Raw genomic sequence first — 23,823 nt, 5'->3', positions numbered from 1 at the left:
AGTTTTGCGCCCTGATGGCGCGGCAGAATGAATTGGGATTGATTACGTGACGAAGAAGTTTTTCTCCAAGAGCTGCGCCGCTTTCATGGCTGCCGGCCTGATCGGCATGGCTGCTGTTCCGATGGTTGCCGGCGCCCAATCGCAGGCCACGCCGACGTCCGACAATCCGTTCGGCATCCCGGAAGATTTCTCGATCTTCGGCAATGAAGAAACTGGCGAACGATCCGCCACTGCTGTCGTCAATGGCTACGTCATTACAGGCACCGACATTTCGCAGCGCGTCGCACTGGTCACCTCCGCATCGGAGGCGAATGTCACACCGGAAGAACTGGAGCGGCTGCGCGTGCAGGTTCTGCGCAACCTGATAGACGAGACGCTGAAAATTCAGGCCGCGCAGGCGCTGGACCTCCCCGCAGAGCGCGCCCGGGTCGAGCAGACTTATAACCAGTTGGCGGCGCAGAATTTCGGTCAGAACCCCGAACGGATGGCGGAATATCTGGAATCGATCGGATCATCGCCCGCCGCGCTCAAACGCCAGATCGAAGGCGAATTGGCTTGGGAAAACCTGCTCCGCCGCAACATCACACCGTTCGTCAACGTATCCGCAGAGGAAGTGAACGATGTCCTCGCGCGGATGGAAGAATCGCGCGGAACCGATGAATACCGCCTCGGCGAAATTTACCTTTCCGCTACAGATGAAAACCGCGCCGCAGTGCTGCAAAACGCGAACCAGATCGTAGAGCAGCTGCGTCAGGGTGGCAGCTTTGTCGCCTATGCACGCCAGTTTTCCGAAGCGACTACGGCGGTTGTCGGCGGCGATCTTGGTTGGATCCGTCTCGGCCAGCTTCCCCCTGCCCTTGGCAGTGCGGCCAGCCAGATGCAGCCCGGACAGCTGAATGGTCCGATCGAAATTCCCGGCGGGTTTTCGATCCTCTATCTTATTGAGAAACGCCAGGTTCTCATGGCCAATCCCAATGATGCGCTATTAAGCCTGCGCCAGATTTCGATCAGCTTTGCGCCCGATGTAACGCAGGAAGCGGCCGAGGCGCGCGTTAACGAATTCGCCGCCTTCGTCCAGACCCTTCGCGGGTGCGCCGATGCAGAGCGTGCGCGAACTGAACTTGGCGCGACCGTGGTTGCCAATGACCAGATCACTGCAGGTTCGCTGCCCGATCAGCTTCGCAATATCCTGCTGCAATTGCAGATCGGCCAGATCACCCCGCCGTTTGGCAGCCCCGAAGAAGGCGTGCGCGTTCTGATGCTGTGCGGGCGCGACGATCCCGAAGATGCAGGCGCACCAACGTTCGACGCGGTGATGAGCCAGATCGAGGAAGAGCGGATCAACAAGCGTGCCCAGCGTTACCTGCGCGACCTGCGCAACGACGCATTTATCGAGTATAACTGAGCCATCCGCGCGTGAGTTCTCCCCGGTTCCCCTTGGCCGTGTCGCTCGGCGATCCGGCGGGTATCGGGCCGGAGATCATCGCCGCCAGCTATGACAGGTTGCGCGGTGCCGAGGGCGATTGTGCGCCATTCTTCGTCGCCGGCGGCTTAGAGGTTTTGCGGGCTGCGTCGCTCGCCTGCGGCGCCCGGTGCACCATAATTCCGATTGCGCAGCCACATGAGGCAACCGAGGCTTTCGCGGCAGGATTGCCCGTTCTGGCAGGCCTGGACGCGCCCTACACTCCCGGCCAGCCCGACCTGACCGGCGCGCAGCTGTCACGCGCATCGCTTGAATGGGCAACGCTGCTTACTTTGCAAGGCGACGCGGCGGCGGTGGTGACCGCGCCGGTGGCAAAGGCAGGGTTGATGGAAACCGGATTCGACTTTCCCGGCCAGACTGAATTCCTTGCCGCAGCCTGCAATCTGGGCCCCGACGACGCCGTCATGATGCTGGCCGGGCCGTCACTGCGCACCGTGCCGCTTACGGTGCATCTTGCGCTGTCGCAGGTGCCAGCGCGGCTCTCCGAGGAACTCATAACGCACAAGGCGCGCATCGTGGCCAAGGCGCTGCGGCGCGATTTTGGCCTCCAGCAGCCGCGCCTCGCCATTGCCGGGCTTAATCCGCATGCGGGCGAACGCGGGCAGTTCGGCGATGAAGAAGCGCGCATAATCGAACCTGCGATTGCGGCACTCAAGGCGGAGGGTTTCGATGTCATTGGCCCGGTTCCAGGAGACGCGCTGTTCACACCGATCATGCGCGGCGCCTACGATGCGGCGCTGTGCATGTATCATGATCAGGCGCTGATCCCGCTGAAAGCGCTTGAGTTCGATGAAGGCGTGAACGTCACCTTGGGCCTGCCGATCATTCGCACTTCCCCTGACCATGGCACGGCCTTCGACATTGCCGGTCAGGGTAAGGCGGATGCCGGCGCGATGTGCGCGGCGATCCGCATGGCCGGGGACATGGCGCGCGCGCGGGCAGCTGCGTCCGTTGGCTGATCTCCCCCCGATCCGTGAAACCATCGCGCGCCACGGCCTTTCCGCGTCAAAGGCGCTTGGCCAGAATTTCCTGCTCGATGAGCAATTGCTGGGCCGCATTGCCGCCCTGCCCGGCGATTTGCGCGGAGCGAAAGTCCTCGAAGTTGGCCCCGGTCCCGGCGGTCTGACGCGCGCTTTGCTGCGCGCAGGCGCCCAAGTCACCGCGATCGAAATGGACGAAAGATGCCTCCCGGCGCTTGCCGAACTGGATGAGGCTTTCCCCGGCCAGCTAACCGTTCTGCACGGCGACGCAATGAAGCTTAACCACGGCGAGATCATGGGGGGTGAGCCATTTCACGTCCTCTCTAACCTGCCTTATAATGTGGGCACCGCGCTGTTCGTTAAATGGTTATCAGGTCAGGATTGGCCGCCGCAATGGCAATCGCTCACCCTGATGTTCCAACGCGAAGTTGCCGAGCGCATCGTCTCGAAAGAAGGCAGCGGCGCATACGGTCGGCTCGCTGTGCTGGCGCAGTGGCGCGCATCGGCCAAACTGGCGATGAAGGTCCACCGCAGCGCATTTACCCCTCCGCCCAAGGTGATGAGCGCGATTGTCCACGTTACGCCCGCATCGGCTCCATCCGGCGTGTCAGCGCGGACACTGGAGCGCCTGACCGAAGCCGCGTTTGGCCAGCGCCGTAAGATGCTGCGTCAAAGCCTGAAAGGTGTGCCCGGTGCGCTGGATGCCTTGGCCAAACTCGGGATCGACGAAACACGCCGCGCAGAAACTGTCAGCGTCACCGAATTCGTCGCGATAGCTGCCGAACTTAGCTGACCAATCGGACCACCCGCATGGATTGCGGACACGTGCCTAGCCGAGGATTAGGCAGCGACACCCGGCACCCGCGATGTCGCTGGAAAGGGTTCATGATTGCATATAAAGAGCCGTTCCAATGACCGACCCGATTGACGAAACATTCGCCCGCATGCTGCACCACCGCGCTGAAACGCTGGAGCCGGGCGATCCGTTAATGCCGCCAATTGCGCCCGCCAGCCTGTACTACCTGCCCGGCGAACCGCAGGCGGAGCATCAGTATGGCCGCTGGACCAACCCGACATGGAGCGCGTTTGAAGATGCGCTGGCAACGCTGGAGGATGCGCCGTGCATCGCATTTCCTTCGGGGATGGCGGCCATTGCCGCTGTAGTAATGGGCACGGTTAAGACCGGCGATACGGTGTTGCTGCCGTCTGACGGATATATGGCCACCCGCGTGCTGGCCGACACTTATCTGGCGCCGCGCGGGGTAAATGTGGAATTTTGCCCGCAACGCGATTTTGAAGGCCGTAATTTTGACGGGATCGCGATGCTCTTTGTCGAGACACCGACAAATCCAGAATTGCACGTGGTCGATATCGCCGCGATCGCCAGCCGGGCAAAGGCGGCAGGGGCGCTGCTTGTGGTCGATAACACCACCGCGACATGCCTGGTCCAGCGACCGCTCGATCTGGGTGCAGATGTGGTTGTCGCCGCCGATTCAAAGGCGCTGAACGGGCATTCTGACGTGCTGATGGGCCATGTCGCGACGCGCGATGAGGCTATTGCGGAACAGGTGCGCACGTGGCGAAAACTGGTTGGTGCGATACCCGGACATTTCGAGGCATGGCTCGCCTATCGCGGGCTCAAGACCTTCGATGTCCGGTTTGAAAGGATGTGCAACAGCGCGCTGGCCCTCGCCGAGCGTTTGAGCGCGCATCCGGCAATCAGCAATGTCTCCTATCCCGGCCTCCCGAGCCATCCCGGACACAAAATTGCAGCACGGCAGATGCGGCGTTTCGGATCAGTGGTCAGCATGGAATTTACAGATGCCGAGGCAGCCGACGGCTTTATCGAGAACGCCCGCTATATCGTGCCGTCCACCAGCTTTGGCGGGGTGCACACCACCGCGGAACGCCGTGCGCGCTGGGGCGATGCGGTCGCTCCGGGGTTCCTGAGGCTGTCGGTCGGGTGCGAGCCGCTAGATGCGCTGTGGCCGGATATGGAGCAGGCGCTCAATCGTCTGGACTAGGCTTTTTCCGCCTCGAGCGAGCGGATTAATTCGGCCCGCTTCAGCATCAGGGTAAGCACTTCGGACCGCTCGGCCGCCCACTCCAGGATGTTGTCGAACATCAGGATTTCGACCCCCTCAACGCGCTCCATCTGCACGCCGTATGCTTTTTTAAGCAAGTCCCATTCGGCAGGCTCGATCGTCATTTCATCGAACGGCAGAAACAGATCCCCGCTGCCATATTTGAACGGCTGGACAATCGATAGGGTCAGGCCCTTTTCATCGACACTGACATTAACGGGCGGGTGGCGGTGCGATTTGAGATCGCCCGACAGGTGCCCCCAGCGAAAGCCCGGTTGGCTGATCCGAACCATTCCGGTTATCTTGTGATCCATCGGCTTTGCAGTGTCGCGGGCTGGATAGACGCTTTCAAACTCGCGCCAGCGCGAATTCGAGGCGTAGATGATGTAGCCCCCGACAAACATGAAGAAGCCGAGACTGATCGCGCCAACAAAAGACATGTAAATCGTCTCGGCAATTTCGCCCATTTTCCTTCGCCCTCGCGCTGATTGCGATGTGTTTTAGCACGAAAATGTTGGAAATATCTTTAGCGCCGAGCTGCTCAGTCCGATTTTGCGACCTGCCGCCATTGATGCAGAAGCGGTTCGGTATAGCCTGATGGCTGCTCCACCCCTTTGAAAATCAAGTCTTTGGCAGCGCGAAATGCTGCGCCATCCTCATTGCCGATCAGCGGCGTATAATCGGGGTCTGCCGCGTTCTGCGCGTCAACCTTTGCCGCCATCCGGATCAGACTGTCCATCACCTGATCTTCGTTCACAATGCCGTGATACAGCCAGTTCGCGATATGCTGGGATGATATGCGCAGCGTCGCGCGGTCCTCCATCAGGCCGACATCGTTGATATCCGGCACCTTGGAGCACCCGACACCGGCATCGACCCAGCGCACGACGTAGCCGAGCAGTCCCTGCGCGTTGTTATCCAGTTCATCGCGCAGCTCCTCTTCAGGCCAATTCGTGTTTTCGGCCAGCGGGATCGTGAGCAGCGCGTCCAGCCCGGGAGCTTCGGGCAAAGACTTCTGGATATCGAACACGTTTTCGCGGTGATAATGCAGCGCATGGAGCGTTGCGGCGGTCGGCGATGGCACCCATGCGGTGTTGGCACCGGCGCGCAGATGGCCGATTTTCTCTTCCATCATCTGGCCCATCAGGTCCGGCGCGGCCCACATACCTTTGCCGATTTGCGCCTTGCCCGAAAGGCCATGTTTCAGGCCGATAGCGACATTGCGCGCCTCATACGCCTTGAGCCACGCAGAGCCTTTCATCGCGCCTTTGCGCATCATCGGCCCCGCCTTCATCGAAGTGTGTATTTCATCACCTGTGCGGTCAAGGAAGCCTGTGTTGATGAAGACGATGCGGTCTTTCACGGCATGGATGCACGCGCCCAGATTGGCGCTGGTGCGGCGTTCTTCGTCCATGACGCCGACCTTGATCGTGTAGCGCGGCAGGCCAAGCATGTCCTCCACCGCATCGAACAGGTCGTTGTTGAAGGCGCATTCTTCCGGCCCGTGCATCTTGGGTTTCACGATGTAGATGCTGCCATGCCTGGAATTGCCGAACTTCGCATGGCCTTCCACGTCGAGCGCGCTGATCGCGCTGGTGAAAACCGCGTCCATGATGCCTTCGGGAATTTCGCTGCCGTCAGCCAGCAGGATCGCCGGATTGGTCATCAGATGGCCGACATTTCGCACAAACATCAGGCTGCGCCCCGGCAGCGACTTCGCGGAGCCATCGCGAGCGGTGTAATCCTTGTCCGCATTGAGTTTCCGGGTCAGCGTGCGCCCGCCCTTTTCAAAGCTTTCCTCCAGTTCGCCGCCGATAATGCCGAGCCAATTTGTGTAGGCCAGCAGCTTGTCCTCTGCATCGACGGCTGCGACCGAATCCTCGCAATCGGCGATCGTGGTAAGTGCGGATTCGACGATGATATCGGCAATGCCTGCCTTATCCGTCTTTCCTACGGGCGTATCGCGGTCGAATACGACTTCGATATGCAAGCCGTTGTTGACGAACAGCAGGCCTTTTTCGGTCTTGCCGACATACTGGCTTTCATCCTGAAGCTTGCCATCATTCTCGTCTGCCAGATCGGCCCAGCTCTGGTCCACAAGCGGCAGCGCGCTATCGAGGAATTCGCGTCCACGCGCGATCACCGCGGCCCCGCGCGCTTCGTCATAGCCGCCCGGCTTTGCAGGCGGCGCGTCCAGCACATCGGTGCCGTAAAACGCATCGTACAGACTGCCCCAGCGCGCATTGGCAGCGTTTAGCAGGAAGCGGGCGTTGAGGATCGGCACGACCAGCTGCGGACCCGCCATTGTCGCGATTTCGGGATCGACATTCTGCGTACCAATGGTGAAATCGCCCGGTTCGGGGACCAGATATCCGATCTCCTCAAGAAACGCGCGGTATTCGTCAGCCTCATGCGGCTTGCCTCGGCGCGCTTCGTGCCATGCATCGATCTGCGCCTGCAAATCCTCGCGTTTGGTAAGCAGCGCGGCGTTGCGAGGAGCGAAATCTGCCAGCAGCGCTGCAAAGCCCTCCCAGAATGCACTGGGGTCACGGCCAAGGCGGGCAAGCACCCTGGTTTCGAGGAACTGGGCGATGCTTTCGTCGACGGAAAGCCCGGCGCGATTGATATGCGTAGTCATAGTGGTCCTCGTGACTCCTTGAAAAGGGTCCTGGGGAGGAGGACGGAGCGCGATATGGCGAAATCCGGCGTGTATTGCAACGGCTTGGACAAGCGGGATTAGCCAGCTAGAGGTGGTTTCCAATGAAACCGGAAATACAATCTCAAATTGGCGCCCGAATTGACGCAGGGGCGATGCTGGACAACGTCAAAAACTGGTGCGCGATCAACACCGGAACCGGCAATATCGAAGGGCTGAAAAAACAGGCGAGCGCGCTTGCCGATGCATTCAGCGTCCTACCAGGAGAGGTGGAGCTGGTTGATCCGGCACCGGTCACGGGAATCGCCGCCGATGGCAGCGAATTCGAGATTGCAAATGGCCAGCACCTGATTGTCCGCGTCCGTCCAACAGCGAACCGCCGCGTGCTGTTCACCGGACACATGGACACTGTTTTTCCGAAAGATTACCCCTTCAAGCTGCTATCATGGCTCGACGACGAAGTGTTGAACGGCCCCGGCGTTGCCGACATGAAGGGCGGCATTGCCGTTATCCTTCACGCACTGATGGCGTTTGAGGCATCGGGCAAGTCATCGTCGCTCGGATACGATATCCTGATCAATGCCGATGAGGAAACAGGCTCACTGGCAAGCTCCGCTCTTATCGCAGAGATGGCACGCGGGAAAATGGCCGCGCTGACTTATGAACCAGCCGCCTTGCCTGACGGCACGCTGGCCCATGCGCGCGGCGGCACTGGCAATTACTCGATCACGCTAAAGGGGAAATCCGCCCATGCTGGCCGCAACCCTGAGGAGGGGCGCAATGCGCTGGTCGCGGCAGCGGACCTTATCCTGCGGCTTAAATCGATGGAGCGCGAAGACATCACCATCAACCCGGCAAAGCTGGAGGGCGGCGGCCCTAACAACGTGGTGCCCGATCACGCCATCCTGCGGTTCAACATTCGCCCGAAATCCACCGAAGCGATGGAGGGTTTCGACAGCGCTCTTGGCACCCTGCTGCGCGATATAGAGGCTGCGCATGAAATCACTGCGCATCGCCACGGCGGTGTGACGCGCCCGCCCAAACCCGTCGATGACAAGGCGCAGGCGTTGTTCGACCTCGTCAAAGAATGCGGCGCGCAGCTGGGGCAAGAGATTGGCTGGAAATCAACCGGCGGCGTGTGCGATGGCAACAACATTGCCGCGTGCGGAGTGCCGGTTGTCGACACGATGGGTGTACGCGGAGGATCGATTCATTCCGCTGACGAATTCCTGATCGTGCCCAGCCTGAAAGAGCGCGCCGCGCTGTCCGCTCTCGTCATATCGCGCCTTGCCGAAGGCGCTCTTGCCGGAGACATGAATTGACTTTTCGCCTACGCGCCGCGCGACCCGCCGATCTTGAGCACCTCTACGAGATGGCGAAGTTAACCGGCGGCGGATTTACCAATTTGCCTGCCGACAGGAAGGCGCTTGGCTCAAAGCTTGACCGGGCAGCGGAAGCGTTCGCCAACACCAAGGACGAGTTAGTAGATGAACAATTCGTCTTGGTTCTCGAAAACCTCCAGACGCGCAAAGTAACCGGCACCTGTCAGCTGATGACGAAGGTGGGCCAGCAATGGCCGTTCTATTCCTACAGACTCAATACGCTGACGCAGTATAGCCAAGAACTTGACCGCACGGTGCGCGCCGAACTGCTTAGCCTGACCACCGACCTGGAAGGGGCAAGCGAAGTGGGCGGCCTGTTCCTCCACCCGAATGAACGCGCAGGCGGGCTTGGCCTGCTGCTCGCGCGCAGCCGGTATCTGTTCGTCGGGATGCACCGCAAACGCTTTGCCGACCGCATCCTCGCCGAATTGCGCGGGATCATCGATGAACGCGGCGGATCGCCGTTCTGGGACGGGGTGGCAGGCCGATTTTTTGGCATGAGCTTTCAGGATGCGGACTATTTCAACGCCATCAACGGCAACCAGTTCATCGCCGACCTGATGCCCAAACACCCCGTCTATGTCTCGATGCTGTCAGAGGACGCCCGCAGCGTGATCGGCGTGCCCCATCCAACCGGGCGGGCGGCGATGCGGATGCTCGAAAACGAGGGCTTTCGATATGAGGGGTATGTCGACATTTTCGACGGCGGGCCAAGCATGGTCGCCCCGACCGATCAGGTCACCAGCGTCAAAAACAGCACAGAGGCAAAGGTCGTGAACGTCGATCTAGCCGAAGGGGAACGCGCCATCCTGGCCACCGGAAGGCTGCAGATGTTTCGCGCCTGTTACGGCGCACGAATGCTTGACGATGATGGCGGTATCGCGATCGATTCGGCGGCGGCGGACGCGCTGGATGTGGGCGAAGGCGACATGGTGTGGAGCGTCGCGCGCTGATCGACTGACCGGATTAAGCGCGCGGCTTTTCCAACGCGATTACAGTATAACTTGTTGCATATTCGCCCAGCACCGGCAGCGCCATGAAGGCATCGCCAATCGCCTTCGCGGCGCCCGAGCGCCCGAAGCCGGAACGCGACAACCGCTTGATCCGCAAACCCGCTTCGGCGACGCAATCGCGAAATCCCGCAATGTCGAGCTGGTTGACGTATCCCTGCTCTTCAAAGCTATCCCACTGCGTCCACTTGTTTGGTTTCTTACGTCCCTCTGAGCCCATATCCCAATGGCGCGGCGTGAAATCGGGATCGTCATAGATCGCAGCAGCTGCGCGGAACATAGCCTTTTCACCAAAGATGACATGAGCCCACGGCACTGGCACCAGCGCCTCCATATGCGGCCCCCACGGCCCCTTGAACGGGAACCATTCGATCAGCACGCGCCCGCCCGGTCGCAAGACGCGCGCCCAGCCTCTCAGGATCGCCCCAGGCTCCATCACATGTTCCAGGCAATCGAATGCGGTGATCAGGTCAATGCTCGCATCGTCCAGCGGAAGCCCGATTGTATCGCCCTCAATGAAATGTAGGCTATCGGCAAGGTCGGCTCGTCTACGCAAAGCGTCGTGCGCCCGGTCCAGCGCTGCAAGGTCGATATCAACGCCAGTGACGGATTTCGCGCGCCCTTTTGAAGCGAGGAAGAATGCCAACTGCCCTGCCCCGCAACCGAAATCGAGCACGTCCTTGCCATCCAGTTCGTCGTCGCTGAAATGCCGCCAGCTGCGCACCAGCGATGCGTCGCGCCAATCGGCATAGGCATCGCCCTGCGCCATGCGCGCATCGGGAGCAATCATCAGACGCTTGCTCAGGGCAGTGCAGGCCAGGGTGCGCAAATCCATGTGCGCGGTCCATAGTTTACAGGATTTGCAATGAGGTTAAGGCTGACGGCATGTCTGAAACGAACGCATCCCTCACCGAAATCAATTTTGACGGCATTGTCGGTCCCAGCCACAATTATGCCGGCCTCAGCCTCGGAAATATCGCCAGCGCCTCTCACAAGGGCGATCCCTCTTACCCGCGTGCTGCCGCGCTTCAGGGCGTGGCAAAGATGCGCGGCAACCTTGACCGGCTTGGCGTGCAGGGGTTTCTGCTGCCTCTGCCCCGCCCCAACAATTCTTTGGCCGATGCTCTTGCCTACGATGGGACAGAGCCAGCCGGGCTGCGCGCTGCGCCGTGGTCTGCATCGAGCATGTGGACCGCCAATGCCGCGACCGTTTCGCCCGCTCCCGATACTGCTGATGGCAAATGCCACCTCACGCCCGCCAACCTCGTGACCATGTTGCACCGCGCGCAGGAATGGCCGGATACAAAGCGTATGCTGGAGGTCGCTTTCGGGGACCGTGATCATTTCACCGTGCACGACATCGCGCCGATGACGTTCGGAGACGAGGGCGCGGCCAATCACATGCGCTTTTGCGAAGGGCACGGCAGCGCCGGGGTCGAGGTGTTCGTCTATGGCCGTCCCGGAGGCAGATTCCCCGCGCGCCAGCACGAACAGGCCAGCCGCCTCGTCGCCCGCCGCCACGGTCTGGACCCAGCGCGCTGTGTATTCATCGAGCAAAACCCCGCCGCCATCGAAGCGGGCGCGTTTCACAATGATGTCGTCGCGGTCGCGAACGAACGGGTGCTGTTCACCCATGCAGAAGCCTTCGCCGACCAGGCAAGCGCTTACGAAGCGATCCGCGCAGTTTTTCCCGCCCTGGAAATTGTCGAAGTTCCCTCGGATATCGTCACGATCGAGGAAGCGATCCGCACCTATCTGTTCAACGCGCAGCTGGTGACGCAGCCCGACGGAACGATGGCGCTGATCGTGCCGGAGGAATGCCGCGAAAGCGCGAGCGTATGGGCCTATTGCGAAGGTATGCTCGCCGGGAACGGCCCGATCAAGCACGTGATCCCGGTTGATGTGCGCCAGTCGATGGCCAATGGCGGCGGCCCCGCCTGCCTGCGCCTGCGCGTCGTGTGCGATCCGCGCAGCGTCGATCCGCGCTTTATGCTGGATGACGCCAAAGCCGACCTGCTGGAGCAAACAATTGCGGCGCATTATCCCGAACAGATTGATCCGGCGGACATTGGCTCCGAAACGCTGGCCCGCACGGTAGTCACCGCAAGGAAACAACTGCTCGCCGCACTTGGTATCACGCAGCTTGGTTAACGCGTTTGCGCGCTTGTGCCGCGTGCGTTTACAGTTACTGAAATGTTAACCGATCCGGCCGCAGCCAAGAGGGAAGCGGCATAAGGTTTCGAAAACAAACGGTTAGCGAAGGAGCGCGCATGCTGAAAAAGATCGCAAGGCTGTTTGTCATCAAGAACAGGTTCGAAGCCTTCGTGATCATTTATGCGCTGGCTCTGGGCGCGATGACGCGCGGCGTGATTTATCTTGAAGAATATCCCGGCGGCTGGGGCTGGGCGCTGTTCGCGGCGACGAGCGGAGCGGTCTTTTTGGGCGGCGCGAAGATACTCGACGGCCTGAAAGCGGAAAAAGAGCTGGCGGAATTGAAAACAGCGGCTGAAAAAAGCCGCAATTAAGGCGTTATTCGCCCTGCGCGGCCGAGGTCTGTTTTAAACCGGCAAGCTGCCCGTCGAGGATCGGATTGCCTTCTTCGTCATACCGCGGAAGCATGACCAGATCATCGGCATTGCCAAGTTCCAGAATAACCTGTTTCCGGCGAAAATCGCGGCGCGCGCCGACGATCCCGACTTCAAGGCGCGGTTTTCCGCGAACGACAATGCGCCGGTTCAGGAGCGCGGCACGCAAGGCAGCTAGTGTCGGCTTGTTCAAATCCTGCCCCAGCTGTTCCTCAACCACAATCTCCCCCTGCTCGCCAATCGGCGGGGCGGAAGCAGACGCCGTATTGCGCGCAGTATCGGGCGGGTTGAGCAGATCGAACACAGACTGCTGATCCATTTCGATCACGATCACATTGGGATCGGCCACCGGTCCGCGGCCACGCGGCAGTCCGCCTACTCCGCTGCGCGATGATGTATTGATCCCGGCCGATTCCAGTATTGCACGCTCTTCAAGGATCGAACGTTCGAGGTTCAAATTGTAAAGCTCGATCTTGGAGCCTTCTCGCCTCAGATACGCGACGTCCATAATGAGGGCCATGTCGCTGTCATCGCTCTTGGCCCGCTTTCGCGCAGCTCTTTGAAACTGTTTGGGCTGGAGGCAATCGGCCTCGCACACAGCGCGCAGCCGGTCGAGATATTGCTCGCGGGTCTCGCTCGATGCCTGAGCGGGCGCAAGCGCGGCCATCAGCGACGCAGCAATAACGGCCAGAGGAATACGCAAGTGCTTCAAATGAGCCTCAGACATAGCCAAAAACGATGGGGGTTTCTGTTGCTAGCTACCCCGCGCCTTTTCTATCCGGTGGGAGTACCGCTGCGCCTTTGCAGACGTTCTGCCTTTCCCGCATAGATTTAAGTGGGGGTTTCTGTTGCTAGCTACCCCCGGAGCCCCGGAATCCGTTCTGTTGCCCGGTCGGTCCAACCGCGCTTTAGCTTTGTAAGATCAGGCCCTTAGGCCGTCAGATTACGCAGCGATTGCGAGTGCTTCGTTATCGTTTGCACTTATGAGTTGTGAACATTTTTGCGGGATACTCAGCCCGGGCAAAAACTACGCTTTTCAGTCCACGTCGATCCTGGTTCGTCCCCGTCAAAAACCTCTTGGAACAGAGGGTTATGGTGGAGACGCCGGGTACTGCCCCCGGGTCCGTTGTACCTATTGCACGCAGCAATTTATCGCCATAGTCGGTTGCCCGACAGCCCCTATATAAGCGGTTTCACCTTAATTGAAAGTGACCGAAGTGGCTGCGCGCGCACGATTTTAATCGTGCGCGCGCGAGACCTTACTTCTTGAGCGCGTCCCGAATGTCGGTCAGCAGCTCGATTTCGGTCGGGGCAGCAGGTTCTTCCGGCGCCGCCTCTTCCTTCTTCTCGAACTGGGCCATAATTTTCATTGTGTAGCGGACCAGCAGGAAGATGATGAACGCCAGGATCAGGAAATTGATCACTGCGGAGATAAAGCTGCCCCAGGCCAATACATTAGCCCCAGCCTCTCGTGCTGCTTCCAGTGACATGCCGGTTTCAATCGCGTCTTCGCCAGACAGGATGATATATTTGTCCGAGAAATCGACATCGCCAAACACCGCACCCACCAGCGGCATGATGACCTCATCCGTCAGCGATTTTACGATGGTCGCAAATGCGCCGCCGATAATAACGGCGACGGCCAATTGCATGACGTTGCCCTTGGCAATAAACTCTTTGAATTCTGAAAACATCGTGATCCCCTTGCGCAGATGAAGGATCCTGAGACTTGCAGTTAAGGTGATATTTGCCAAGCGTGGATGCGGCCCTGTGGACTTCTTGAAAGCGGCAACAGGTGTGCTATATCTGCAATACAGGTTTACCGCGCGGCCCGTTCTGCTGCCGCGCACCTTTCTGGAGGGATTGCATGTTTCTAAAAACCGTAACCCGCGGCGTGATGGTTATCGCCGCTTCGCTGACACTCGCCGCGTGCGGGATCAACTCGGTCCCTGCTGCCGAAGAGGAAGCCAAAGCGAAATGGGCCGATGTTGAGGCACAGTTTCAACGCCGCGCCAACCTCATCCCCAACCTCGCTGAAGTTGCCCAAGGCGCTGCGGAGAACGAACGCGGCATCCTGACCGAAGTGACTGAAGCGCGCGCCCGCGCAACCGCGATCAATATCTCCGGCGATGATCTGGGCGATCCAGCAAAAATGGAAGAGCTCGCCGCAGCGCAAGGCCAGCTAAGTCAGGGTCTTGGCCGGCTGCTCGCCAGTTTTGAAGCCTATCCGACCATCCAGTCGAATCAGAACTTTCTTACGCTGCAAAGCCAGCTCGAAGGGACCGAGAACCGCATTGCAGTCGCAATCCGCGATTACAACGAGGCGGTGCGCAAATATAACACCACTATCCGCACCTTCCCCGACACGATCGGCGCGAATATCATCCACGGCGCAGACCCACTGGTGCCATATTCGGCCGTAACCGAAGGCGCAGAAGCCGCGCCCGAGCTCGACCTGACGTCGAACTGATCGGGGTGATACGCCCTCGCCCGATGCGTTACGTAATTGCCCTGCTAGCTGCATTCGCGGCGCTTATCGCCGCACCGCTCGCCGCGCAGCCGGAATTTCCCGAGCTGACGGGGCGAGTGGTCGATAATGCCGACATTATCCCTGCCGATGTCGAGGCTCAGCTGGTTGCCAAGCTTGAGGCGCTGGAAACGCAGTCACAGCGGCAGCTTGTCGTGGCAACGGTGCCCACTCTCGATGGTTATGATATCGCAGATTACGGATACCAGCTTGGCCGCGAATGGGGGCTTGGCGATGCGGAGCGCAATGACGGGGCGCTGCTGCTTGTCGCCCCTAATGAGCGGCGCGTTCACATAGCGACGGGATACGGCGTCGAAGGATATCTGACCGACGCGCTTTCTTCGGTAATTATCCAGAACGAAATCCTGCCCCGGTTCCGTAATAATGATTATCCGGGAGGCATTGTCGCAGGGACCGATGCCATTGTCACCCAGCTGCAATTGCCCCCTGACGAAGCGCAGCGGATCGCACAAGCGGCCAGCCAGCAGCGCGAAAGCGCGTCTCGTGAAGGCGGATTTCCGTTCGGCGCGATCATGGCGCTCGCATTCTTTTTCTTCTTCTTTGTCCTTCCACTGCTGCGGGGGCGTAAGCGCCGCCGCAAATATCGCTCCACCGGCAAAGGTCCGTGGGGTGAGCGTGGCGGAAAACACGGTCGGGGCCGCGACTGGACCGACACCGCCAGCGACATCATCCTTTGGGAAGTGGGCAGTGCCATCGTGCGCGGCGCGTTGTCCGGCGGCGATGACTGGGGCGGCGGAGGCGGATTTGGCGGCGGCGGCGGGTTCGGCGGCGGTTTTTCCGGCGGCGGCGGATCGTTTGGGGGCGGCGGCGCCTCGGGGGGCTGGTAAGCAATGGGTTATCTTAGCGAACAGCAGCACCTGATCGTTTCCGAAGCGGTGCGCGAAGCGGAATTGACGACCTCGGGTGAGATCGTGACCGTCCTTGCAGATCGCAGCGACGGGTACAGCGATGTCTCGTTATGGTGGTCGGTTGCAGCCAGCTTTACCGTGATGAGCATCTTCGCCTTCCTGCCGGAGCCGTTCCTCAATTTCTGGGAGATGTTGAGCGGCGGCTGGGGCAATGAATGGTCGATTGGCGAGCTAGTCAGCATGACTATCGCGCTCGGCCTGATCACATTCCTCGCCGTGTCGCTGGTCCAGATGTGGGAACCGCTCAAATTTCGGATGATCCCCAATCCTGTCAAAACCGCCCGCGTCCACGAACAGGCGATCAAGCATTTCAAAGTCGGCGCAGAGCGGCGAACGCATGGGCGCACAGGCGTGCTCATTTACCTTTCCATGAGCGAACACCGCGCTGAAATCGTTGCGGACGAACCCATCGCTGCGCAGGTTTCTGCGGAGGTTTGGGGAGAGGCGATGGGCGACATGCTGGCCGAGATCAAATCGGGCAATATCGCTGAAGGAATGGCGGTCGGCGTGCGCGATGTCGGCTTTATCCTGTCGCAGCACTTTCCCCGCGCCGAAGATGACGAGAATGAGCTTCCCGACCGGCTGATCGAAGTCTAAGCCTGCGCGCGACCATGACTCGCGATTTTTCAAATCTCACCAAAGATAAAGACGCAGACCAACCAGAGGAAACCCGCTGGGAAGGCCGCTTTATCACCGCCAAAACGCGGGGACGCTGGGAATATGTGGGCCGCGCGCGCGGCATCCGCGCCGCTGCTATCATTGCAATTGACGAAGATGCAGATGGCACACGCCACGTCATCCTGGTCAGCCAATACCGCGTGCCGCTATCTCGCTTCAGTCTGGAAATACCCGCCGGATTAGTCGGCGACGATGATGGCGGCGAAGGCGAACAGGCCGCAGAGGCCGCCGCGCGCGAGCTGGAGGAAGAAACCGGATACCGCGCCGATACACTGGAAGTGCTGGGCGAATTTTACTCGTCACCCGGCATGGTGTCCGAATGTTTCACTCTGCTGCGCGCGACCGGCCTGACGAAGGTTGGCAAAGGCGGCGGGCTGGAAGACGAAACGATCAATGTGCACCGCGTTGCGCTTCGCGATCTGGCTGATTTCGTCGCCGACTGGCGGGCAGCGGGCCATGCTGTCGATGTGCGCATCGGGATGCTGCTGACACCGGAATACTTGGGAGAGAAACTACGATGACAACGACAAAAACCGCCCGCTGCGAAGGAAAACTCGCGCTCGTCACCGGCGGCGCGCAAGGGCTTGGCCGGGCGCATTGCATCCGGCTCGCGCAAGAGGGCGCGCGCGTGCTTGCCACCGACATCAACGGCGAAGGTGCGGCTGAAACGGCCGAAATCGTCAATGCGGAAATGGGCGCCGGGACCGCGTTCAGCATCGCCCACGATGTGACCGACCCCGCCGATTGGGAGGCTGCAGTCGATGCCGCGCGCGAGCATCTGGGCGGCCTGAACGTGCTGGTGAACAATGCCGGGATCGGCGTCGCGGGCAATATCGAAACCTGCAAGTTCGAAGACTGGCAGCGGTGTTTCTCGATAAATGTGGATTCGATCTTTCACGGCTGTCAAAAGGCGCTTCCGCTGATGCGTGACCATGCGCCGGGTTCGATCATCAACATCAGCTCCATCGCCGGACTGATCGCCAGCGATACCATGCCAGCCTATAACGCATCGAAGGCGAGTGTTTGGATGCTGTCGAAATCCATCGCCCTGCACTGCGCGAAGAACAATATGCAAATCCGCTGCAATTCGGTGCACCCGACCTTTGTCGACACCCCGATCCTGGACGGCACGGCGAAAGCCCACAGCCTTGATAAGGACGTGCTGCTTAGCAAGCTCGCGCGGCAGATCCCGCTCCGTTTCGTTGGGGAGCCGAACGATATTGCCAATGCTGTGGTGTATCTGGCCAGCGATGAAAGCCGATTCATGACCGGCGCCGAGATCAAGCTGGATGGCGGCATTTCCGCGATGTAAAAACAAAAGAGGGGCCGTTTGGCCCCTCCCGGTTTGATCAGATCGGTTGCGCAGCGGTCCGAAAACCGGGTTCTCGCTTTTCGTAAGCTGCGCTCAGTCGGCGATTAGGGCGACTGCGATGTAAATCGGAATTGTCAGGCCGACACCCAGCAGGGTCGCTACGACCAGTCCGATGCGCCAGATCGTGGCATCAATATCAGTGGCATTGGCAAGACCTGAGCACACGCCGAAGATCTTTGCGTTGGATTTATCAAGGCGGAAGCCAGCACTGGGCGGTCCGTCATTGCGATTGGTCAGATTGCTCATGCGAGGGCTCCAAGAATAAGAGGGCTGGACGGGCTGGCAGGGATGATTGCTGTGGCCATCAAGATTATCGTGACGATCATCGCACCGGCTCCAGCTGCGAACCGGGCGCTTGCTGCGTTGCCAAGGTCGAAGAACGAGTACATTTCAAATATTCCTTTCGTAGTGGGTTAAAGCTGCAATCAGGCCATCAGGTTCGGGCTGGCAGGAATGATTGCGTAGGCAAAGAAGGAGGCCGAAACGAGCACCGAAAAAGCGGCGGCGAAAAGGCGGACAGAGGTTTCATTGGCAGGCATGGGGGATTTCCTTTTGTGAGAATGCGGCGCGATCAGGCCATCAGCGAAGGGCTGGCGGGGATGATTGCGTAAGCGAAGAAAGCGGCCGAGATTGCGATAGAGAAAGCGGCGGCTGCGAAGCGGCTTGAGAGGTTCTGGGCGTACATGTTTAAGTCTCCTGTTTGATCGTTTTGCTGTCTTCCGGGACCGTCCCGGTGGACACCCGATACATTGCAGGAGGTGTGCCAAACTCGAAAAACCGCAGATTTCTGCCGTTTCGGCGGCTCAGCAATATGAACACTAGGTTAACAAATCCCAGCTATTGGGATTTTTCCCCACCTGTTGGGATTGCGATTTTCCCCGCCTTGCGCACTGGCCTTTGCCGCGCGCCATGCTACCGCTTTTCGCCTGATGGCGCTGACCAAGATCACTCTCCAGAATTTTCGCAATCACGCTGCCACCGAACTGGCAGAGACCGCACATTTCAATTTGCTGGTCGGAGAGAATGGGGCGGGCAAGACCAACATATTGGAGGCGCTGTCACTTCTGAGCCCGGGGCGCGGGTTGCGGCGTGCCAATTTGGCTGATCTCGCCTTGAAACCCTCTCCCGATGCGCACACGGGCGCTTTTGCAATCGGCGCCAGCCTGATTGAGCAGGGGCAGGTTTCCGCCCGCATTGGCACCTTCACAGAACCGGACCGCCCCACCCGCCGGCTGGTGCGTATCAACGGCGCCGAGGCGACGGCAAGCGCGCTATCGGAATGGCACGCAATATCTTGGCTGACGCCCGCAATGGACGGATTGTTCACCGACAGCGCAGGCGCTCGGCGGCGGTTCATCGACCGCATGACGCTGGCTGTTGAGCCGGGCCATGCCAAGAACGTCTCTGCACTCGACAACGCGCTGCGCGAACGCAATCGGCTGCTGGAGGTTGGCGGAGAGGCGCGCTGGCTCGACGCGATAGAGGCGCAGGTCGCGCAGCACGGCGCGCTTGTATCACGGAACCGTGCGCGTCTTATCAGCGAACTGGCGGACGAGCTGTCTGCCCTTCCCCCCGAACCTTTCGCGCGTCCATTCCTGGTTTACAGGCCGGGCGGGCCGAGCGATCCTGCGGAGTTGCTCGCCGAACTGGCCCGCGCCCGACCGCGTGATCGCGCGGCGGGACGCGCCCTTGTCGGCCCGCACCGCGATGAATTGGAGGTGTCGATGGCATCGAGCGGTGTTCCGGCGGCGTCATGTTCGACCGGAGAGCAAAAGGCGATGCTGATCGCCATCACGCTGGCGCACGGCGTGCTGGCTTCGACCGGCAGGCCCAGCGCACTATTGCTGGACGAAGTGGCCGCGCACCTTGATCCGGTGCGCCGCACGGAACTTTTCCGCAGGCTGAGGCAGGGTAAAGCACAGGTCTGGATGACGGGCACCGAAATGTCGCCTTTCACAGACATAGAAAGTGAAGCGGCGATCTGGCGGGTGAGCGACGGCTCTTTACAGCGGCTTTAGGCCGGAGCCGTTTCGGCCTCGGTTGCGGGTAAAGCCTGCGCAACATCATCCACTGTTGCAGCGACCAATTGCTCGATACCCTCTTCTGTTGGATGTATCCGGTCTGACTGGAATAGCGAGGGGTCCTGATAGATTTCCTCAAGCCAGAACGGGATCAGCTCCGCATCATATTGTGCGGCCAGTTCGCCATAGAGCGCATCGAAATTAGCCTGATATTCCGGCCCGTAATTGGGCGGCGCGCGCATTCCCATCAGCAGCACCGGAATATCCCGCGCAGAGAGCTCATCCAGCATCGCGGCCAGATTGGCCTTCGTCTCCGCCGGGGAAAGCCCGCGCAGCAGATCGTTTCCGCCCAGCTCAAGAATGAAAAAGTCCGGCTTTTCCTCTTGCGCATCCAGCGTGAATTCCAGCCGTTGCAGCCCCGCAGAGGTCGTATCGCCCGAAACGCCGGCATTGACCATCGCTGCATTGATGCCTTTTGCACGCAATGCCGCCTCTAGCTTTGCAGGGTAGCTATCGGCCTTGTCCACGCCGTATCCGGCAAACAGGCTGTTTCCAAAAGCAAGGATATTCACCTGCGGTCCCATCACCGGGATAGCAGGCAGCCCGGCATCATCCCGTGCCGCAGCGCGATCACTGGGAACCGGCGCGGCACTATCGGCGTTCTCGCTGCATCCTGCCAATGCCACCGGCATTGCCATCGCAGCCAGAGCGGCAGCGAAAATCTTTGTTTTCGACCAAGTGCGTTCCTGCATCTATCAATCTTTCGGTTGGGTATCTTGTCTGAAACCCACCCTAATGCCATCTGGTTCCTGTGACACAATCATCAAACGCAATCTCCGCCCGCAATCTTACCCTGACGCTTGGCAGCAAGGATGCGCCGGTCAAAATCCTGCGCGGTATCGACCTTGATATCGCCAAGGGTGAAGTGGTCGCCCTGCTCGGCCCGTCGGGTTCGGGCAAAAGCTCGCTTATGGCGGTGCTGTCCGGGCTGGAGCGAGCCACCGGCGGCACCCTGCATGTTGCCGGAGCCGATTTTTCTGGCATGGACGAAGATGGCCTCGCGCAGGCACGGCGCGGGCGCATCGGCATAGTGCTTCAGGCGTTTCACCTGCTTCCGACCATGACTGCGGCGGAAAACGTCGCAACGCCGATGGAATTGTCGGGCGCTGACGATGCGCAACCGCGTGCGAAGGCGGAACTGGAAGCGGTCGGTCTGGGCCACCGGATCGAACATTATCCCACACAGCTATCAGGCGGAGAGCAACAGCGGGTCGCCATCGCGCGGGCCACCGCCCCTCGCCCCGAACTGATCTTTGCCGATGAGCCGACTGGCAATCTAGACGTGAGCACAGGCGAGGAAATCGTCAAGCTGCTGTTTGATCGCCGCGCGGAAACAGGCGCCACGTTGCTGGTAATCACCCATGACGCCAGCCTTGCCGACAAATGCGAACGCGTGCTGACGATGGCAGACGGCGTTATCGTCTCGGACACCAAAACGGACCTTAAAGTCCCGGCATGAGCGCAGCAGGCGGTCTTTCATGGAGCGCGGCATGGCGCATTGCCCGCCGCGACCTCAACGCGCGTTTTCGCGGGCTGCGGCTGCTGCTGGTGTGCATCTTCCTTGGCACAGGGGCGCTCGCGGCAATCGGATCGCTAACCGCCGCGATCGAACGTGAACTCGCATCCAGTGGGCAGGTGCTGCTGGGCGGCGATCTTGAGGTAGAGGTATGGCAGCGCGACCTTTCGCCCGAAGAACAGGACGCGCTGGCAGAATATGGCACGATGTCAGGCGGCACCCGGCTGCAAGCGATGGCCACCGCCGGAGACGGCGATGATAGCCGCGCCGCGCCGATTGAGCTTAAGGCAGTCGATGATCGCTGGCCGCTTTATGGCAGCCTGACGCTGGCAGATGGCACCGAAACGGGCGCCCCCACCGGCACCGAAGCCTATCTGGCGCAAGGCGCTCTCGACCGGCTCGAAATCAAAGTGGGCGATACATTCACGGTCGGCACCGCAAGCCTCAGAGCCGCCGGAGTAATCGAGAATGAGCCTGACCGCCTTTCCGAAGGGTTCCAGCTTGGCCCGACCGTCCTTGTCGCCGAAAGTGTGCCGCTGGATGGCGGATTGCTGCAACCCGGCTCCCTTTACCAAAGCAAATATCGGATCGCCTTCAATGACGTTTCCGAAGACCCCGAAGCGGTCGAAGAGGCGCTAACCGAAGCGTTCCCGAATGCGGGTTTCGATTTTCGCTCCCGCGACCGAGCCTCTCCCGGCGCTGACCGGTTTGTGCGGCAGATGAGCGACTTTCTAACTCTCGTGGGTCTGGCTGCGCTGGTCATTGCCGGCATTGGCATCGCAGGCGGCGTATCGTCATACCTCGATGCGCGCCGCACCAGTATCGCCACGCTGAAAGTGCTCGGCGCTTCGTCGCGCGATATTGTCCGCATATATTCACTGCAAATTGGTGTCGCGGCGCTGATCGGTAGCGCGGCAGGACTCGCGACCGGCGTTCTTATCACACCGCTCCTCGGGTCTGCGCTTGAAGGATTGCTTCCGGTCGAAGGAGGCTTTGTGATTGAGCCTGCACCGCTGCTCCTCGCCGGAGCATATGGCCTGCTGGTCGCATTCGCATTCGCCGCTGCGCCGTTGCTGCGCGCGCGTTCTTATCCTGCGATGGCGCTGATGCGGTCGCGGATCGTGCCCCTCTCGCGGGACAAGCGCGCCTTGGTTGCAACCGGCCTTGGCATTGCTGCGATCTGCATCCTCGCGCTTATCACGACGGACCAGCCGCTGCTTTCAGGCGGATTCCTGATCGGGGCCGGCGGCGCTTTGATCGTGCTCGCGGGGCTTGGCCTGCTGATCCAGTATATTGCGCGCAAGCTTCCGCGCCCTGGCAACCCGCTGCTTCGTTCTGCCCTGTCGAACATCCACCGTCCCGGCGCGCCGACCGGTGCGCTGGTCACCGCGCTGGGCTTCGGCCTAGCCGCATTCGTGCTTTTGGCCGCGATCCAGTCAGCCATCGACGGCAATATCCAGAGCCGCGTTCCGCGCGAGGCGCCAGACTATTTCGTGCTCGACGTGCCGGTCGAGGGTGAAGAGCAGTTCAGCACGCTTATCACTGACCGTTTCCCCGACGCGATGATCCGCACCGTCCCGACAATGCGCGGATCGGTGCTGGCGTACGGACCGAAAGACGACATGGTCCGCGTGGCCGATCTCGAAGAGCTACCCGAGGGCGCGTGGGTGCTGCGCGGCGAACGGGGCATCACCTATTCGGATGACGTTCCTCCGGGCAACAGCGTGTCAGAGGGCGAATGGTGGGACGCAGCGCATGACGGCGAAGGTCTCGTGTCGATCGACACCGATTTTGCCGAAGCGGTCGATCTGGAAATTGGCGATTACCTGACAGTCGGCATTCTAGGCACCGAACGGGACGTGCGGATTGCGAACATCCGCGAGATTGACTGGGAGAACATGGGCTTCAACTTCACTCTCGTTTTCTCCCGCAATGCTATCTCCGACGCGCCGCATAATCTTTCCGCGACTATCGACATAGCCGACGGAGCGGACCCGTCGCAGCAGGGCGCGTTGCTGCGCGATCTGGTCCGGCAATTCCCGTCCAGCTCTGTGGTCGAGGTAGGCGAAGTGCTGACCGAGGCGCGTACTATCCTGCAACAGGTCAGCCTCGCCACGCTTGCCGCAGCGGCTGTCGCCGTCCTGGCGGGTCTTGCCGTGCTGATGGGCGCGATTGCCGCTGCCAGGGCCGCCCGGATGTACGATACCGTCGTGCTGCGCGTTCTGGGCGCGAGCCGCCGTCAGGTGCTGATGATGCAGCTGGCAGAGTACGGCCTGATTGCTCTCGCACTAGCCGGAGTGGCGCTGGCCTTGGGATCGGGGCTTGCCTGGGTGATCATCACCCAGCTGTTCGAATTTGACTGGCTTCCGAATTGGGGCGAGGTGCTAGCCGTCCTTGGCCTTGGCCTGTTTATTGTGTTGGCGTTCGCGCTGGGCGGATCGTTGCCGCTGCTGCGGGCCAAACCTGCACAGGCTCTCAGAGAATTGTAGCCGCCATGCAAAAGGGCGAGGCCAGTGCGGCCCCGCCCTTCTCCATCACAA

At 60.4% G+C, this 23,823-nt stretch carries 25 protein-coding genes and 1 other RNA gene; 16 read left to right on the top strand and 10 right to left on the bottom strand.

Going from position 1 to position 23,823, the window contains the following annotated elements:
* The first annotated feature begins 46 nt into the window (after window positions 1–46).
* From ACGHU1_RS13855 to ACGHU1_RS13840, 4 genes are all read left to right on the top strand, one after another.
* Complete coding sequence (locus ACGHU1_RS13855; RefSeq protein WP_390587888.1) at window positions 47–1,405, top strand: peptidylprolyl isomerase; 1,359 nt, start codon at window positions 47–49, stop codon at window positions 1,403–1,405.
* Between the two features lie 11 nt (window positions 1,406–1,416).
* Window positions 1,417–2,442 (top strand): 4-hydroxythreonine-4-phosphate dehydrogenase PdxA, encoded by a 1,026-nt coding sequence (gene pdxA, locus ACGHU1_RS13850; RefSeq protein ID WP_390587887.1) that lies wholly within the window; start codon window positions 1,417–1,419, stop codon window positions 2,440–2,442.
* Entirely contained in the window at window positions 2,435–3,256 is an 822-nt protein-coding gene (gene rsmA, locus ACGHU1_RS13845) for a 16S rRNA (adenine(1518)-N(6)/adenine(1519)-N(6))-dimethyltransferase RsmA (protein ID WP_390587886.1), read from the top strand. The genes pdxA and rsmA overlap by 8 nt, the downstream gene beginning before the upstream one ends.
* A gap of 118 nt (window positions 3,257–3,374) precedes the next feature.
* Window positions 3,375–4,487: a cystathionine gamma-lyase gene (locus ACGHU1_RS13840; RefSeq protein ID WP_390587884.1), complete on the top strand. Its 1,113-nt coding sequence runs from the start codon at window positions 3,375–3,377 to the stop codon at window positions 4,485–4,487.
* On the opposite strand, the gene ACGHU1_RS13835 is transcribed toward ACGHU1_RS13840, so the two are convergent.
* Both ACGHU1_RS13835 and ACGHU1_RS13830 read right to left on the bottom strand, forming a co-directional pair.
* A complete protein-coding gene (locus ACGHU1_RS13835) occupies window positions 4,484–5,014 on the bottom strand; it encodes a hypothetical protein (protein ID WP_390587883.1) in 531 nt (176 codons plus the stop codon). The genes ACGHU1_RS13840 and ACGHU1_RS13835 overlap by 4 nt on opposite strands.
* Window positions 5,015–5,088: 74 nt before the next feature.
* A complete protein-coding gene (locus ACGHU1_RS13830; RefSeq protein WP_390587881.1) occupies window positions 5,089–7,185 on the bottom strand; it encodes a malate synthase G in 2,097 nt (698 codons plus the stop codon).
* Window positions 7,186–7,307: 122 nt separating this feature from the next.
* Here ACGHU1_RS13830 and ACGHU1_RS13825 point away from each other — a divergent pair, with 122 nt between their 5' ends.
* Window positions 7,308–8,525, top strand: a complete 1,218-nt coding sequence (locus ACGHU1_RS13825; RefSeq protein WP_390587879.1) for a hydrolase — start codon at window positions 7,308–7,310, stop codon at window positions 8,523–8,525.
* Window positions 8,522–9,538, top strand: coding sequence for an arginine N-succinyltransferase (locus tag ACGHU1_RS13820; RefSeq protein ID WP_390587877.1), 1,017 nt, complete (start codon window positions 8,522–8,524; stop codon window positions 9,536–9,538). Before ACGHU1_RS13825 ends, ACGHU1_RS13820 begins: the two co-directional genes overlap by 4 nt.
* Window positions 9,539–9,551: 13 nt before the next feature.
* Here ACGHU1_RS13820 and ACGHU1_RS13815 read toward each other — a convergent pair whose 3' ends face one another.
* The gene (locus ACGHU1_RS13815) at window positions 9,552–10,430 is read right to left on the bottom strand and encodes a class I SAM-dependent methyltransferase (protein WP_390587875.1); all 879 of its coding nucleotides are present in this window, start codon (window positions 10,428–10,430) and stop codon (window positions 9,552–9,554) included.
* Between the two features lie 50 nt (window positions 10,431–10,480).
* On the opposite strand from ACGHU1_RS13815, the gene ACGHU1_RS13810 reads away from it, so the two are divergent.
* Together ACGHU1_RS13810 and ACGHU1_RS13805 are read left to right on the top strand one after the other, a co-directional pair.
* Window positions 10,481–11,746 carry an N-succinylarginine dihydrolase gene (locus tag ACGHU1_RS13810; protein ID WP_390587874.1) on the top strand — a complete coding sequence of 422 codons (1,266 nt, stop codon included), beginning with the start codon at window positions 10,481–10,483 and terminating at the stop codon, window positions 11,744–11,746.
* Between the two features lie 119 nt (window positions 11,747–11,865).
* Window positions 11,866–12,120, top strand: a complete 255-nt coding sequence (locus ACGHU1_RS13805) for a hypothetical protein (RefSeq protein ID WP_390587872.1) — start codon at window positions 11,866–11,868, stop codon at window positions 12,118–12,120.
* Between the two features lie 4 nt (window positions 12,121–12,124).
* On the opposite strand, the gene ACGHU1_RS13800 is transcribed toward ACGHU1_RS13805, so the two are convergent.
* From ACGHU1_RS13800 to mscL, 3 genes are all read right to left on the bottom strand, one after another.
* Complete coding sequence (locus ACGHU1_RS13800; protein ID WP_390587870.1) at window positions 12,125–12,883, bottom strand: hypothetical protein; 759 nt, start codon at window positions 12,881–12,883, stop codon at window positions 12,125–12,127.
* 131 nt (window positions 12,884–13,014) lie between these two features.
* Window positions 13,015–13,392: a transfer-messenger RNA gene (ssrA, locus tag ACGHU1_RS13795) on the bottom strand.
* A 47-nt stretch (window positions 13,393–13,439) separates the two neighbouring features.
* Entirely contained in the window at window positions 13,440–13,874 is a 435-nt protein-coding gene (mscL, locus tag ACGHU1_RS13790; protein ID WP_390587868.1) for a large conductance mechanosensitive channel protein MscL, read from the bottom strand.
* Window positions 13,875–14,047: 173 nt separating this feature from the next.
* On the opposite strand from mscL, the gene ACGHU1_RS13785 reads away from it, so the two are divergent.
* From ACGHU1_RS13785 to ACGHU1_RS13765, 5 genes are read left to right on the top strand one after another with little or no spacing between them, the layout of a single operon-like run.
* The gene (locus ACGHU1_RS13785) at window positions 14,048–14,650 is read left to right on the top strand and encodes a LemA family protein (protein WP_390587866.1); all 603 of its coding nucleotides are present in this window, start codon (window positions 14,048–14,050) and stop codon (window positions 14,648–14,650) included.
* 23 nt (window positions 14,651–14,673) lie between these two features.
* A complete protein-coding gene (locus ACGHU1_RS13780) occupies window positions 14,674–15,555 on the top strand; it encodes a TPM domain-containing protein (protein WP_390587864.1) in 882 nt (293 codons plus the stop codon).
* A 3-nt stretch (window positions 15,556–15,558) separates the two neighbouring features.
* Window positions 15,559–16,233, top strand: coding sequence for a TPM domain-containing protein (locus tag ACGHU1_RS13775; RefSeq protein WP_390587862.1), 675 nt, complete (start codon window positions 15,559–15,561; stop codon window positions 16,231–16,233).
* A gap of 14 nt (window positions 16,234–16,247) precedes the next feature.
* On the top strand, window positions 16,248–16,835 hold the full coding sequence (locus ACGHU1_RS13770) for an NUDIX hydrolase (RefSeq protein ID WP_390587860.1): 588 nt from the start codon (window positions 16,248–16,250) through the stop codon (window positions 16,833–16,835).
* Complete coding sequence (locus tag ACGHU1_RS13765) at window positions 16,832–17,626, top strand: SDR family oxidoreductase (RefSeq protein ID WP_390587858.1); 795 nt, start codon at window positions 16,832–16,834, stop codon at window positions 17,624–17,626. The genes ACGHU1_RS13770 and ACGHU1_RS13765 overlap by 4 nt, the downstream gene beginning before the upstream one ends.
* 93 nt (window positions 17,627–17,719) lie before the next feature.
* Here the strand turns inward: ACGHU1_RS13765 and ACGHU1_RS13760 are convergent, their stop codons facing one another.
* The 3 genes from ACGHU1_RS13760 to ACGHU1_RS13750 are packed head-to-tail and all read right to left on the bottom strand — an operon-like array spanning window position 17,720 to window position 18,225.
* Window positions 17,720–17,932, bottom strand: coding sequence for a PspC domain-containing protein (locus ACGHU1_RS13760; RefSeq protein WP_390587856.1), 213 nt, complete (start codon window positions 17,930–17,932; stop codon window positions 17,720–17,722).
* Window positions 17,929–18,075 (bottom strand): hypothetical protein, encoded by a 147-nt coding sequence (locus ACGHU1_RS13755; protein WP_390587854.1) that lies wholly within the window; start codon window positions 18,073–18,075, stop codon window positions 17,929–17,931. Before ACGHU1_RS13755 ends, ACGHU1_RS13760 begins: the two co-directional genes overlap by 4 nt.
* Window positions 18,076–18,111: 36 nt before the next feature.
* Window positions 18,112–18,225, bottom strand: a complete 114-nt coding sequence (locus ACGHU1_RS13750) for an enoyl-CoA hydratase (RefSeq protein WP_390587853.1) — start codon at window positions 18,223–18,225, stop codon at window positions 18,112–18,114.
* A 390-nt stretch (window positions 18,226–18,615) separates the two neighbouring features.
* Between ACGHU1_RS13750 and recF the strand changes: the two genes are divergently transcribed.
* Window positions 18,616–19,704, top strand: coding sequence for a DNA replication/repair protein RecF (gene recF, locus ACGHU1_RS13745; protein ID WP_390587851.1), 1,089 nt, complete (start codon window positions 18,616–18,618; stop codon window positions 19,702–19,704).
* Here the strand turns inward: recF and ACGHU1_RS13740 are convergent.
* Entirely contained in the window at window positions 19,701–20,459 is a 759-nt protein-coding gene (locus ACGHU1_RS13740) for an arylesterase (protein WP_390587849.1), read from the bottom strand. The two genes, recF and ACGHU1_RS13740, sit on opposite strands and share 4 nt — an antisense overlap.
* A 59-nt stretch (window positions 20,460–20,518) precedes the next feature.
* On the opposite strand from ACGHU1_RS13740, the gene ACGHU1_RS13735 reads away from it, so the two are divergent.
* Both ACGHU1_RS13735 and ACGHU1_RS13730 read left to right on the top strand, forming a co-directional pair.
* The gene (locus ACGHU1_RS13735; RefSeq protein WP_390587847.1) at window positions 20,519–21,226 is read left to right on the top strand and encodes an ABC transporter ATP-binding protein; all 708 of its coding nucleotides are present in this window, start codon (window positions 20,519–20,521) and stop codon (window positions 21,224–21,226) included.
* Window positions 21,223–23,772, top strand: coding sequence for an ABC transporter permease (locus ACGHU1_RS13730; protein WP_390587846.1), 2,550 nt, complete (start codon window positions 21,223–21,225; stop codon window positions 23,770–23,772). The genes ACGHU1_RS13735 and ACGHU1_RS13730 overlap by 4 nt, the downstream gene beginning before the upstream one ends.
* Window positions 23,773–23,823: the final 51 nt, after the last annotated feature.

Source organism: Erythrobacter sp. MTPC3 (assembly GCF_042854385.1).
Classification (GTDB): Bacteria; Pseudomonadota; Alphaproteobacteria; order Sphingomonadales; family Sphingomonadaceae; genus Erythrobacter.
Note: the sequence above shows the minus strand (reverse complement) of the source record. Positions and strands in the feature narration are given on the sequence as shown.